The 13,362-nt window shown below is 59.5% G+C and carries 9 protein-coding genes; 2 read left to right on the forward strand and 7 right to left on the reverse strand.

What is annotated here, in order from left to right; genetic code table 11:
- Positions 1–132 precede the first annotated feature (132 nt).
- Complete coding sequence (locus tag ACYZT6_RS12755) at positions 133–393, forward strand: hypothetical protein (protein WP_462027189.1); 261 nt, start codon at positions 133–135, stop codon at positions 391–393.
- A gap of 175 nt (positions 394–568) precedes the next feature.
- On the opposite strand, the gene ACYZT6_RS12760 is transcribed toward ACYZT6_RS12755, so the two are convergent.
- The 7 genes from ACYZT6_RS12760 to ACYZT6_RS12790 all read right to left on the reverse strand — a co-directional run bounded on the left by ACYZT6_RS12760 (position 569) and on the right by ACYZT6_RS12790 (position 11,985).
- On the reverse strand, positions 569–1,093 hold the full coding sequence (locus tag ACYZT6_RS12760; RefSeq protein ID WP_462027190.1) for a cupin domain-containing protein: 525 nt from the start codon (positions 1,091–1,093) through the stop codon (positions 569–571).
- A gap of 104 nt (positions 1,094–1,197) precedes the next feature.
- The gene (locus tag ACYZT6_RS12765) at positions 1,198–4,095 is read right to left on the reverse strand and encodes a sensor domain-containing phosphodiesterase (RefSeq protein WP_462027191.1); all 2,898 of its coding nucleotides are present in this window, start codon (positions 4,093–4,095) and stop codon (positions 1,198–1,200) included.
- Between the two features lie 122 nt (positions 4,096–4,217).
- Positions 4,218–6,707: an efflux RND transporter permease subunit gene (locus ACYZT6_RS12770; protein ID WP_462027192.1), complete on the reverse strand. Its 2,490-nt coding sequence runs from the start codon at positions 6,705–6,707 to the stop codon at positions 4,218–4,220.
- A 31-nt stretch (positions 6,708–6,738) separates the two neighbouring features.
- Positions 6,739–7,809 carry a YCF48-related protein gene (locus tag ACYZT6_RS12775; protein ID WP_462027193.1) on the reverse strand — a complete coding sequence of 357 codons (1,071 nt, stop codon included), beginning with the start codon at positions 7,807–7,809 and terminating at the stop codon, positions 6,739–6,741.
- A 68-nt stretch (positions 7,810–7,877) separates the two neighbouring features.
- The gene (locus tag ACYZT6_RS12780) at positions 7,878–9,236 is read right to left on the reverse strand and encodes a DUF1329 domain-containing protein (RefSeq protein ID WP_462027194.1); all 1,359 of its coding nucleotides are present in this window, start codon (positions 9,234–9,236) and stop codon (positions 7,878–7,880) included.
- Positions 9,237–9,274: 38 nt separating this feature from the next.
- A complete protein-coding gene (locus tag ACYZT6_RS12785; RefSeq protein WP_462027195.1) occupies positions 9,275–11,290 on the reverse strand; it encodes a DUF1302 domain-containing protein in 2,016 nt (671 codons plus the stop codon).
- Positions 11,291–11,418: 128 nt separating this feature from the next.
- The gene (locus ACYZT6_RS12790) at positions 11,419–11,985 is read right to left on the reverse strand and encodes an RBBP9/YdeN family alpha/beta hydrolase (protein ID WP_462027196.1); all 567 of its coding nucleotides are present in this window, start codon (positions 11,983–11,985) and stop codon (positions 11,419–11,421) included.
- A gap of 259 nt (positions 11,986–12,244) precedes the next feature.
- On the opposite strand from ACYZT6_RS12790, the gene ACYZT6_RS12795 reads away from it, so the two are divergent.
- Positions 12,245–13,261: an AraC family transcriptional regulator gene (locus ACYZT6_RS12795; RefSeq protein WP_462027197.1), complete on the forward strand. Its 1,017-nt coding sequence runs from the start codon at positions 12,245–12,247 to the stop codon at positions 13,259–13,261.
- Positions 13,262–13,362: the final 101 nt, after the last annotated feature.

Raw genomic sequence — 13,362 nt, forward strand, 5'->3', positions numbered from 1 at the left:
TGAGTTAGTCACACGGTTGAATTGATAGTGGATTTTTTAGGAGCAATGACGGTGAGAATCCATCAATGGGAAATCCTCATCAGGCACATCGTTTAACAAGTAGACGATGTCATATGTTCATAAGACGCTCTCATGACTGAAATCCGCGAGAGCATCAGGACATTCAGTGCAGATCTGGAAGCTCCGTATCTCGCAGCACACTGGGTACAGGCACGCGACCAGGACGGTCAAGACCGACGCCAGGTTCGTCTGGTGTTGACCAGTAAAGGCGAAGCTTTGAGATCGATATTTCCGCCGATGGAGGTCGCCGCGATGAATGAATTCACGGCGTGCCTTACGACTGAGGAGCTGATGCGGTTGGGAGTGTCTGTTGGAGAAGATATTGAGTGCTGAATCGTCGCGGTAATATTTACTCATGCCATTTCATCTTTTTAAGTGACGGCCACACCGAAGGTAGAAGTTCCCATCAGACACATCATTTAACATAATATACATTACACGTAACAAGATGTTTCGAGATTGGCCCGGTTGCACGCAGATTTTGAAGCGCTCAATTCAGCTCAGCCCCTCATTCTTGTGTCAGCCCTTCAATCAACTCCGAATGCTCTGGGAACTGTTCGCTGAGCGTCTGCCGATGACCCAATTCCATATCCGCATAATCAAACCCTGGTGAAACCGCTTCACTGATCAATCCGTATCCCGACAATCCATCTGACAGCCGCGAAGCTTTCCAGACACCGCCCGGTACGTGCAGCTGCAAACATTGTCCGGCGATAACGTCGCTGCCCATCACCACAGTTTTCAATGTGCCGTCTGGAAAGATCAGGCTGTACTGAATCGCGTCACCCAAATGGAAGTAATGCACGATGTCTGACTGGTTGAGATGAAAATGACCTGTCGGCGCATCTTTGGTCAGCAAATAGTAAATGGATGTCATCAGGTAACGCGGGCCGGTATCAGTTTCAACCATGGCATGGCGATCCGATTGGAAGGTCCTGCGATAGAATCCACCTTCCGTATGAGGCTCTAAATCTAGTGCTGCGATCAGTGCTTCAGCACCAGGATCGAGTGTTTTAAACATATTATTGGTCATCTGGATTGGGCCCTTCCTTATAAAGTGACTATCAGCCATCATATACCGATATATTATAACTATGCTAAATGCCTGTTTAGTTTAGTTATATGCCAGGCCCTGCCTTAGCGACCCACCAGTGAAGTTTCCAACAACGCCTTTAACCCCATCGGCTTGGCAAAATAGTAACCCTGGGCCTGCCCTGCCCCCATTTCGCGTAGCAAGACAAGCGTCGCTTCATCCTCTACACCTTCGGCCACTACGCTGAGGTCCAGCGATTCGGCCATCCGCACAATTGCCCGCACGATCGCACGACTGCGGGCGCTGGTGGTCAGTTCGAGGATGAATGACTTGTCGATTTTCAAGCCGCTGAAACGGTATTGATGCACGTAGCTCAGGGATGAAAATCCTGCACCGAAGTCATCGAGCACCACCGACATGCCGTTGTCGGCCAATTGCTGCATGTTCAGGCGGGCAATCGCCGGCTCAGCCACCAATGCACCTTCGGTCAACTCCAGGCAGATCCGCGACGGCGCGACCCGGTGCTGCGCCAACAGCGCAAGCACGTCGCTGGCAAAGTCCGGGCGCGTCATGCTGTAGCTGGAGCAGTTGACGTGCACCGCAGGCCAATTGGCGTGCTGGGGTTGTGCGAGGATCACGGCGACGCTGGTGAGCATGTACAGGTCCAGTCGACCGATCAGACGCAAACCCTCGACATTCGGCAAAAACTCCCCCGGCGCGATTACCCGGCCGCCCGGCTGATGCCAGCGGATCAGCGCTTCAAGGGCCAACAGTTCGCCGCTTTCGACGCTGACAATCGGCTGAAAATACGGCAGCAGTTCGTCGGTACGTTTGAGCGCATTGCGCAAGGCCCCTTCTCGCTCCATCTGGTCCGAGACTTCACGGCGCACTTCTTGATTGAACACCGCGTAGCTGTCGCGACCGGCACTCTTGACCCGGTACATCGCCGCATCGGCATCGCGCAGCAAGTCGGCGGGTTCGTCATGGAACTGACTGTCGGCACTGACAATGCCGATACTGCAGGACGAAAAAACCTCATGGCCATTGATAAAAAACGGAAGGTCAAACGCCACCAGGATCCGCTCGGCGATTTCGATCACCACCTCCAGTGACGCCTCGGGAGCGAGCACCGAAAATTCATCGCCCCCCAGTCGCGCGAGCATGTCGGTCTCGCGCAGACAACTGCGCAAACGGTGGGCAGCCTGCATCAACAGCAGATCGCCAAAATGGTGGCCGAGGCTGTCGTTGACCATCTTGAAACGATCGAGGTCGATGAACATCACCGCCAAGTGCCCGCCTTCGCTGCCGAATCGCGACCAGGCCAGATTGAGGTGCTGTTGCAGGTAGGTACGATTCGGCAGCCCGGTCAGCGCATCATGAGAGTTTTCGTGTTGCAACTTGGCATTGGCGTGATCGAGTTCGCGGGTGCGGTTCTGCACACGGGCTTCGAGCTTGAGGTTGGCGGCATGAATCGCTTCGGCGGCCGTGCGTCGCGACAACGCTGTGTCGATGTGCCGCGACACGAAAGTCAGCAGTTCCTGGTCACGCAAGGTATAGCGCACCTGCGAGGTATAGCTTTGCACTGCCAGCACGCCACGCACCACATCGTCATCGAACAACGGAATGCCAAGCCAGGAGTAGGATCGGACAGACTCATGGCCCAATTCGATTTCGCCCTGCGCAGCCAGTCGCTCAGCCTCGCCGGGGTCCATCAGACAGGGCCGACGCTGACGGATGACGTACTCGGTCAAGCCCCGGCGGCCACGTCGTGCTTTTGGACACGTCGTCTGTCGCTCATCGACATAATAAGGAAAGGTCACTTCACCGGTCGCGTCGTCGAACAGCGCGATGTAGAAGTTCTGTGCGAACAGCAGATCACCGACGATGCCATGCAATGTTTGGAACAACTCGGCCATGTCGCCAGGCTGGCTCGACAGTTCAGCAATCTGGAACAGCGCGCTCTGTAGATGTTCGGCGCGCTCTCGCTCTGCCACTTCCTGCCTCAATGCATCGTTGAGTGCCGAAAGCTCCAGGGTGCGGCGCATGACGATGCCTTCCAGGTTCTCGCGGTGCAGAATCCGGTCCAGCGCCATGGCCACGTGACGGGCTACCACCAGAAACAGCGCGCGGTCTTCTGCGCTGTAGGTACGGGAAACGTCGTAGACCTGCATGGCCAGCATGCCGAACACATCATCCGAGGCATTTTTCAGCGGTGCGCCCATCCAGAACTCAGGACGGTCCCCCACGCAGTAAAAGCGGCCCTCGGCCTGAGCCGCGCGAATACCGGCGGCGTCGATCAGCAACGGCTGCCCCGTGGTCAACACCTGGCCGGTCAACGACAGGTGCGAAGCATCGAGGTATTCGTAGTGTTCGGCCTCCACGGCATCAACGTCGATGATGTCGACGTAATACGGGTAGTCGATCTTGCCCGTGTGCGGGTCGTACAGCGCGAGATAGAAGTTCTCGGCATCGATCAGGCTCGCCAGCAACTGGTGAACCCCCACCAGAAATACAAACCGGTCGCGGGTGGAACTGGCGAGGTAGGTAATTTCATACAGCACACGCTGAGTAATCTGCGCACGAGCCAGGGTGTTGGTCTGTACTTGAATACCCAGGCGCTGCGCAAATTCTGCGAGCGCCGGCTCCTCGGCGTCATCGACTGGCGCGAGTAGCCAACCCAGCACACTTTCGCCTCTGCCGGTTGGCCAGCGTTGCAACTGCCGAGTCAGGCAAAAGGCTTCGAATTCTTCATTGGCAACGCTCGCTGGCCACTGCACCTGCGGGTCGCCCTGCCCGACCAAGTGCATTTGTTCACCGGCGCGGTACACCACCCAGGCGGTGGTGTGGCACCAGCGGCGCGCTGAGGCCAGCAATTGTTCGACCGCGTCGTCATTGCCAGCGTTGGCCATGCCGACGGATTCCAAACTACCGTTTAGTTGAGCGGCGACAACGTCGCAATCGATCGATTGCCGCGGGGAGTCGGTCAATGGACGAACACTCATCAGCGCTCCCTGAGCCACATCTGGCGATACTCATTTATTATTTTCCAGCACTATGCCAGAGAGTCTCCCGTTTAAAGCTTATATACGTTTTTTTCAATCGTTTTATTCGCTTAAGTGCAAACCTATTGGTGTGCCCCAACAAGTTCCGCCGGGCGTTCGGCGGCACTTGATGGAACGGGCGCAATGTTGCGCAGCAGGAAATGCGACAGCGCCGGGATAAGGATCAACGCGCCGAGCATGTTCCAGAGGAACATGAAGGTCAGCAGGATGCCCATGTCGGCCTGGAACTTGATCGGCGACCAGGCCCAGCACACCACTCCGGCGGCCAGGGTGATACCGACCAGCCCCACCACCCGGCCTGTGAACGACACCGCGTTACGGTAGGCCTGCGCCAGCGGCAAGCCCTGGCGCTGGTATTGCAGCTGCACGCTGAGTAAATACAGCGCGTAATCCACGCCGATCCCGACGCCCAAAGCGATCACCGGCAACGTCGCCACCTTCACGCCGATGCCCATGACCACCATCAAGGCTTCGCACAGTATCGACGTCAATACCAGCGGCAACAGCGCCACCAGCGTGGCGCGCCAACTGCGGAAGGTGATCAGGCAGAACAGCGTCACCGCGGCGTACACGTAAAGCAGCATCGTATGGTTGGCTTCACGCACCACGATGTTGGTCGCCGCTTCGATACCGGCGGTGCCGGCGGCCAGCAGGAATTGTCGGTCCTCGGTGCTGTTTTCCCTGGCGAATCTGTCCGCGATAGCAACTACCGCGTCCAGGGTTTCTGCCTTGTGGTCCTTGAGAAAGGCAATCACCGGCATGACCGAACAGTCGGTATTGAACAATTCCGGCGCATTGACCGAGGCCTGCTGCGCGGCATAGTTCAGCACGTTCTGGTTACGCTGGATGCTGTTCAGCTTAGGGTTGCCCTCGAACGATCCGGCAGTGATCTGGCGCACCGCGTTAACCAGCGATGAAGTCGCTTGCACGCCCGGATATTGCTGCAGTTCCCAAGCCAAACGGTCGGCCAGGATCAGCGTCTGATAATTCAGGCAGCCTTCTGGCGGTGTCTTGATCATCACCGCGAACAGGTCGCTGGACAGCGCATAGTGGCTGGTGATGTAGGCGTTATCGCGGTTGTAGCGCGAGTCCGCGCGCAATTCCGGGGCGCCACTGTCGAGGTCGCCGATCTGCAGTTGCAGGCTGACCACGAAGCCCGCGATACCCAACGCCACGGCACCGAGCACGATGCCCGTGGCCCACTTGCGTGTGGTGAAACGGTCGAGCAAATCCCACAGTTTGCCAAAGCCGCGACTCTGCGCAGCGCGGGTGTCTATCTTCAGTGCGCGTTCGGCAGCCTTGGCGCCAACACCGATGTAAGACAGCGCCACCGGCATCAGCAACAGCGAGGTGAAGATCAGCACGGCGACGCCGATGCTGGCGGTAATCGCCAGGTCCTGGATCACCGGAATGTCGATCAGCATCAACACCGCAAAGCCCACCGCGTCGGCCAGCAACGCGGTGACACCGGCGATAAACAGGCGGCGGAAGGTGTACCGCGCCGCCACCAGTTTATGGGTGCCACGGGCAATGTCCTGCATGATCCCGTTCATCTTCTGCGCGGCGTGGGACACACCGATGGCGAAGATCAGGAACGGCACCAGCACCGAGTACGGATCGATGACGTAACCCAGCCAGGCCACGATGCCCAACTGCCAGACCACCGCCGTCAGCGAACAGAAAATCACCAGCAACGTGCTGCGCAGGCAACGGGTGTAGAGGTAGATGATGACAAACGAGGTGACCACGGCCAGACCGAAAAACATCATCACCTGGATCAGGCCGTCGATCAGATCGCCGATCAACTTGGCAAAGCCGATCACGCGGACCTTGTACTTGCCCTGCCCCTCCTCCCCCACCTGGCGTGCCTTGCTGTCGCCGGCAAACTCGATCTTGTCGCGCAGTTGCTCTTCAAGCATCTGCGCGAACGCGTAGTAATCAATGCTCTGACCAGTCGCCGTGGTCTTGTCCTGCAGCGGCACGATCAACATGCTCGATTTGAAATCGCTGGCCACCAGGCTGCCGACGACGCCCGCGCGGTTGATATTCTGGCGTAGCTGTTCGATGTCTTCAGGGGAGCCTTGGTACGCATCGGGCATCACCGGGCCACCCTGGAAACCTTCCTCGGTGACTTCATTCCAGCGCACCGCCGGGCTCCACAATGACTTCATCCAGGCGCGGTCAACACCTGCGGTGAGGAACAAGTCGTCGTTGACTTGCTTGAGCACGGCCAGGTATTCGGGGTCGAAAATATCGCCCTGGGTATTCTCCACCACCACCCGCACTGAGCTGCCCAGGCCGCGCAACGCATTGCGGTTCTCCAGGAAGTTTTTAATGTAGGGCTGGCTCTGCGGAATCATCTTTTCGAAGCTGGGACGCAGCTCCAGGCGAGTAGCCGCCATGTAGCCCAGCACCAACGTGATCAACGCCATGAACAGCATAAACAGCGGGCGGTAATTGAATACCCAGCGCTCCAGCCGGTTGCCGGAGTGCTGATCGAAGTCACGCAAGTGGCGGATCACCGGCATGGTGTCTTGCTTGATGTTTGCCATGTCTGGGTACTCGCTCTTATTGATTCGGTTGTTACTTGACGTTCAGTGCGCGTGCACCACGACTGCCAACCAACACCAGGCTGCCGTCGGGCGCCTTGATGGCGCCGGCCGATGGGGACAGGTTTTGTTGAGGCACCAATGTCAGTCGCGGGCCGTCTACGTGGACCAGCATTTGTCCTGCCTGGCTAAACAGCAGGTATCGACCCTTGGCGTCCACCGTGGCGGTGGTAATGCTGACCTGCAGACCGGTCTTGAGCGGAGTCCAGCTGGAACCCCCGTCGAGGCTGCGAAACACGTGCCCGCGCAGTCCGTAGACAAGCACTTCGCCGGGCCGGCCAATCGCTCCGAAAAAGCTGCCCTGATACGGCGAATCGAGTGCCACGAAACGTTGGCCCGGGTCATCCCACTTGAGCAACAACCCCTGTTCGCCAACGATGTAGAGCGCATCCCCCGTGGAGGCGATGGCATTAAGGTGCAACCCTTGCGGGTTGTCGGTGCGGTCCTGGAACGGTGTCCAGTGATGACCGCCATCGTCGGTACGCAGAATCAGGTTGAACGCACCGACCACATAACCGGTTTTTTCGTTGGCGAACCAAACGTCGAGCAGCGGCTTGTCGGCGCCCTCCTCGACCAGCCGCTGCCCGTCGGCAGCGAGCGCCTCCCATTGTTCATTGGCCGGTTCGGCACGGGCCAGCGCACCATAATGTTCAACCAGTAACGCACCGATCTGGCGGCCGTCCAGTTGTCTGGTCCAGGTTTCACCCGCATCGCTGCTGTGCAACACCACGCCATCGTTGCCGACCGCCCAGCCCTGGGTTGCTGAAGGAAAACTGACTGCGTTGAGGTCGGCACTGACCGGTACGGCAGCCTGTTGCCAGTCTTTGCCGCCATCATCGGAATAAAGAATGTGGCCACGTTGTCCGACGGCCACCAGCCGCTCACCCGCACGAGCTACGCCCAGCAACGGACTGCGGACCGCCAGGGCGCTGGCCTTGGCCGGCTGGTCCAGCACGTCGACGAAGCTGGTGGCGTGGGTGAAGCCCTGCAACAGAGCAAGGGTCATGCCCAGCGCCCACTGCCGGTACTTTTTGTACGAACACATACGGCGTCCTCATGAAAAAACTGCGCCGGGCTCACGTCGTGTGTTGCCCGGCGTTGAAACAGGTCGCTTTAGCGGATACCGGCGCCCGCCAGGGACTCCGGCGACCACTGCGCCTTTGACAGCGAGTCGATGTAACGGATGCCGCCGTAAGGGCCCACCACGCCGTTGATGTTGTAGGAGCCGCCGATCAGGTCGTAGATCATGAAAGGTGTGGAGTCAGGAACCTGCTTGTCATAGCTCTGGCTGAGGAACGCGAACGAACCACGGTAGAGCTGACCACGCGCGTCGTACTGGTCAGAAGCCAGTGCCGCCCAGCTGTCTTCATCCAGGTAGAAGCGGCGCTTCTGATAGACGTGACGTGCACCCGCCTTGAGGTTGCCTTCCACCACCCACACGCGGTGTTTCTCCCAGCGTACGAAGTCGGGCGCAAGGTGATTGGGCGCGGTCAGGCTTTTCGGATCCTGGGCGTAGGTCAATTTGTAGGTGTTGTACGGCACGATCATTTCTTGCTTGCCGACCAGCTTCCAGTCGTAGCGATCCAGTGCGCCGTTGAACACAAACACATCGTCGTAAGTGCCGGCGCCGGCAGTCCCCGGGTTCGGCGTGTCATACGCCAGGTTCGGTGCCAATTTGACGCGGCGCTGGCCCGGCAGGTACTGCCAGGCGCGGCGCGGCTGCTCCAGCGGGTTGGCAGCGTCCTTGAGCATGATCGATTCGCCGGCCCGACGCGCCGGCCCGGTGTAATACAACTTCATCTGGTAGTACACGTCGGCGCTGCTGATGGGCTGCGCCATATTTTCGTAGATCGGGTAAGTGATGAACGCCTGCCCCGTGGTCGCCAGGCTCGCGACCCCCGCCGAGTCGACGTTCCAAGAGTCGTACTTGGAGTTGATGTTTACGCCCTGATAACGCAGCAGGAAGTTCCACATCGCCTCGCTGCCCGATTGCGGAATCGGAAACGGCACGCCGGGCAATACGTTATCAATGGCCAGTCCGCCTTCCAGGGACTTGGCGCCATTGGCGTTCTTCACGCTGTTGTCCAGCACCGCTTGCGGCAAGGCGACAGTGCGGTGGGTCGGGTAGACATCGACGCGGTAGCTGGGAAAGCGCTTGGCCAGTTCAACCGTGGTGGCGCTGAGCATGCCCTTGTACTGTTCGACATTCTTGCCATCGATCACCAACACCGGCTTCTCGCTGGCGAAAGGGTCTGGCCGCATGCTGTCGCCGGCCTTGAAACTGGCCGGGGCGGTGGTCAGTCCGCCTGCGTAAGCGGGAATGGAGCCATCGGCGTTGGCGGCTTTTTCGGCGCCGATCAGGGTCAGGCTGTTGCCCAGCCGGGCGGCTTCTTGAGTCGATACGGCTGCCTGTGCCTGAACGGCAGCGGCCATGGCCAGGGACGCGGCCAGCAGAGTTTGGACAAATTTCATGGGGCATACTCCTGCTTAGTGACTAAGCATTGGGTGAATCAGAAGGTGGTTTTCAGCGTCAGGTACAGCGCGCCACGGTCTTCGGTGGTCGCGCCGCCGCCCGAGAAGGCTGAATAGCCACCGGCGTAGCACGCATAGTTTTCGTTACCGCTGAAGGCGTTCGGCGTGGAGCCGTCGCCACTTCCGGCGTTGGCAGCACCGGTGCTGTTGCCGCTGACATTGCATTTGTCAGCCTTGCCGAAGGCGTCCACGTACTTAAGGTCGACGAAGTACTTGTTGTAGATCGCTGCACCGACGCCAAACGCATAGTTGCCGGTGTCTTTCGCGCCACCGCCGGAGACTGGTGAAACGCCATCCAGGCCCACGTTGACGGACATCGGCAGGCTCATGTCCACGCCCGGGAATACCTGGTACCAGGTCGGCGTGAAATTGACCGCGATGCCCCAATTGTCACGGGTCGGCGCATCGAGACCGCGGTAAGTGCTCTTGCCCTTGTAGAGCGCCTCGTTCTTGCTATCGAGCTTGAGCAGGTTGCTGTAATAGAGCTCGGCGAGCAGCACGGCCGAGTCGAACACCGGGGTCTTGGGCAGGGTCATCAGGCCGTTGATCGTCCAGTGCAGCGTGTCGCCGGTGGCGCTCATGCTGTCGCCATCGTGCGGGGTGTCGTAGATGACACCGGTAGCCGCGGTGCGTGGAGGCAACAGACCGAGACCTTGACCCAGCCCAAGCGGACCGCTGGTGCTGACAATCGCCGGGATACTGGCCAGCGGCATGTGATGGCGGATGTTCAGGTCACTGCCGACGCTGATACCGCCGATGTCCTTGGACAGGCTCAGGCCGAAGATGTCGATCTTGTCGGAGTACGCCAGTTGATAGGTGGCGGTGCTCAGCGAGTTCAGCGTGTTGACCACCGCCGGCACTTGACCTGCCGGGGCGGTGCCATTGGCATTGGCCGAGCTCAAACCCCTGGCGTCGAGCCAGGCCTGAGGCAAAATGTCCGACGTCTGGCGGTAGTAAACGCCGAGGGTGCCGTCCAGCCAGGCGGGCGACCATTTGGCCATAACGCCCCAATCACCAGAATTGCGAGGTGTCAGGTCATCGCCACGGCGCACGTTGGTCAATGCGTTGCAAGGTGCCAGGCCGCAACCCAACGGGCTGCCTGGGACCACGGAATTGGTGTTGCCCAGCAAGAACGACTGCGCGCCGAAACCCACCAGATCGGAACCGCCATAGAAGGTGCCCGCCTCAGGCAGGCGCGCGGCATCCCAATCGAAGAAATACTGGGCACCCACCGTCAGCTCGGGATTGACCGTGAACGACATCGACATCTGGTTGCGCGGGACAAACAGCTCCTTGGCCTCGGTGCCGGGCGATGCCGCCAGCTTGGCCAGGTCCAGGCCGGCTTGGCCGTAGCTGATCGAATGCACCGGGTTCAGGATGGTTTCGCCCCAGAACACGTTGTGTTGCCCGGCCTTGACGCTGAACAGCGACTCCTCGCCCACTTCGGTGCTGTAGAACACGAAGGCGTCGAGGATTTCACCGGAGGGACCGGTGTAGTAGCGCTGGGCGTAGTTGCTCAGGTGTGGGCTGCCGTTGCCGACATTGTCGCGAGTCACGGGCGCCAGGCGCGGGTCATTGGCGACCAGGCCCGAGGTGCCGCCATTGCCGTTGACGAACGGGTTGGAGTTGGAACCGGTGTTTTCATAGGCCTTGTCGTACCAACTTGCGGCACTGACACGAAAACCCATGTGGTCCTTGTAAACCACATCCATCTCGGTCAGCAGGTCGACACGGTGGGTGATGTTGGTCCCGGCCTTGCGAAAGTTGTAGTCGCCGTCGTTGTTGTTCGGCGTTCCCAGCATGCGCTTGTCCGCACTTTCGGTGCGCACGCCGTAGTTGTACTTCACGGTGTTATCAAAACGCACGGCCCAGTCAGGATTGCCGGTATCCAGCTCGACGGCGTGGGCCACCGGCATGGATGCAGCGAGGATGGCCAGGGCCAACAGACTGTGACGCGAAGGGTGTGTGTGGCCGTGACTCTTATTGTTATGCATTACGGTGTCTCCGCCTTGTTGTACTTATTTTTAAGCGCAGCTTTCCTTGCACAGACCCTGGTGAAAGGGCCGGCGTTTTTTTGCGTTAGAGCAGTTGCCGGACGTATCGCGCCCGGCCAGAGGCCTGACTAGCGATCCAGTTCCAGAATGAGTGCTTCGGCTTGCGGGCAATGGCCAAAGCCAGAGGCAGGATTGAGGTGGCCGACCTCGCCGAGGTTGACCAGTTCGCTGCCCCAGTCGCGGGCCATTCGGGTGACGGCCTCGAGGCTGGCCAGGTGATCGTTGGTGCTGCCCGCCACGATGCTGCGAAAAGGCAGCGTGCCAGTGGGCAGAGGGTCCCAGCCGTGGGTTCGAAGGGTTTCAGGGGACGGATAACCTTGCGGCCAGCTGGCATCGAGGTCCGGCGGCGTGGCCAGCAGCGCGCCCTTGATCGGGGCGCGATGCCGGGCCGCCCAGTGCGCGACCATCAGCACACCGGCGCTGTGGGCAACGAGAATCACCGGGCCGTCGATCTGCTCCAGTTCATGCTGGATCGCCCGGACGCGGGCCGCGCAGTCGAGCTTGTCGGTTTCAAGCGGCGGGACGCTACGCACGTTGCTCAACCGGGTCTCCAGTAGCGTTTGCCAGTGCTCGGCAACGTGGTCGCGCAGACCCGGTACGATCAGAACGGTTGCGGCAGTTTGCAGTTTGTTCACTTGAATACCTTCGCCTTCACGATGACTCGACTGGCTGTGTTGCCAGAATCTTTTTGTAGGTCCGACATTAAAGAGCCCACACCCGGTTCGCTTTTCATTTGACGACAGCGATTTTTCTTTTGATGACACCGGGATTGCCGCTGATTAGTGGTCGTGGAGAAGCTGCAAACGCCTCTGCAAAAACTTTTCATTTCATTGTGTGCTGGCTATAGTCGGCCACGCTCATTTCCATCGAGTCCCCACCAGGAAAGACTTCTGCATGACCAAGCTTGTTCGCGCCGCCGTCTTGACCAACTACCTGGAAGTGGCCCACTACCTGGGGCTCAATCCCCATGATTTGCTGGCGAACGTCGGACTGAGCAAGGCTCGCCTGCAAGCCCCCGAGCACCGGATTCCGATCGATTCGGCGGTGCGCCTGCTGGAGGATTCGGCGGCGGCCAGCGGTTGTCAGACCTTCGGCCTGAGCATGGCCGAATCGCGTCAACTCTCGGATTTCGGCGTCGTCAGCCTGCTGCTCTCCCATCAGCGAACGCTGCGCGATGCGTTGCACGTGTTGGTGCATTACCGCCATCTGATGAACGATTCCCTGGCGATCTTTGTTGAGGAAGCGGGCAGGATGGTGATCATTCGCGAGGAAGTGGTCACCGAGTCCCCCATGCCCTGTCGCCAAGCCAATGAACTGGCAATTGGTGTGATGTTCCGGCTCTGCGCCGCCCTGCTCGGTGCACATTGGCACCCCTACAGCGTCAACTTCACTCACCAGGCTCCGGACAACCTGCAGCTGCATCGGCGCCTGTTCGGTTGCAACCTGGAGTTCGGCAGCGAGTTCAATGGCATCGTCTGCCCCGATGCCAGTCTCGACATGACCAATCCCCAGGCCGACCCGGCCATGGCCCGTTACGCCCAGCGCTACCTGGACTCGCTGCAGAGTCCCGAAGGACCGTCGACCCTGTTCGAAGTGCGCAAGGCCATTTATCTGCTGCTGCCCATGGGGCGCGCCACCATCGAGCAAATCGCCCAAACCCAGGGCATGAACGTGCGCACGCTACAGCGCCGCCTGAAAGACGATGGCTGCGCATTCAACGACCTGATCAACGACGTGCGCCGCGACCTGGTGCTGCGTTATCTGGAGAACCCGAATTACTCGCTGGGCCGGATCGCCGACATGCTCGGCTATTCCATGGCGAGCTCTTTCACACGCTGGTTCATCACGCAATTCGGCATGCCGCCGGCCACTTGGCGCAGCACGCAAAAGCCCGATCCCACTAAACGCTGAACTCCTGTAGGAGCGAGCCTGCTCGCGAAAGCGTCAGTTCAGTCAAAATAGATGTTGAAGCTGATGGCCTCTTCGCGAGCAGGCTCGCTCCCACAGGGGGG

The organism is Pseudomonas sp. RT6P73 (assembly GCF_054897715.1).

What these genes read in the sequence shown, in the direction of transcription:
- ACYZT6_RS12795 (WP_462027197.1), top strand. Translation starts at nt 12,245, where the DNA reads ATGACCAAGCTTGTTCGCGCCGCCGTCTTGACCAACTACCTGGAAGTG.
- ACYZT6_RS12775 (WP_462027193.1), bottom strand. Translation starts at nt 7,809, where the DNA reads ATGTGTTCGTACAAAAAGTACCGGCAGTGGGCGCTGGGCATGACCCTT.
- ACYZT6_RS12780 (WP_462027194.1), bottom strand. Translation starts at nt 9,236, where the DNA reads ATGAAATTTGTCCAAACTCTGCTGGCCGCGTCCCTGGCCATGGCCGCT.
- ACYZT6_RS12755 (WP_462027189.1), top strand. Translation starts at nt 133, where the DNA reads ATGACTGAAATCCGCGAGAGCATCAGGACATTCAGTGCAGATCTGGAA.
- ACYZT6_RS12770 (WP_462027192.1), bottom strand. Translation starts at nt 6,707, where the DNA reads ATGGCAAACATCAAGCAAGACACCATGCCGGTGATCCGCCACTTGCGT.
- ACYZT6_RS12785 (WP_462027195.1), bottom strand. Translation starts at nt 11,290, where the DNA reads ATGCATAACAATAAGAGTCACGGCCACACACACCCTTCGCGTCACAGT.
- ACYZT6_RS12760 (WP_462027190.1), bottom strand. Translation starts at nt 1,093, where the DNA reads ATGACCAATAATATGTTTAAAACACTCGATCCTGGTGCTGAAGCACTG.
- ACYZT6_RS12765 (WP_462027191.1), bottom strand. Translation starts at nt 4,095, where the DNA reads ATGAGTGTTCGTCCATTGACCGACTCCCCGCGGCAATCGATCGATTGC.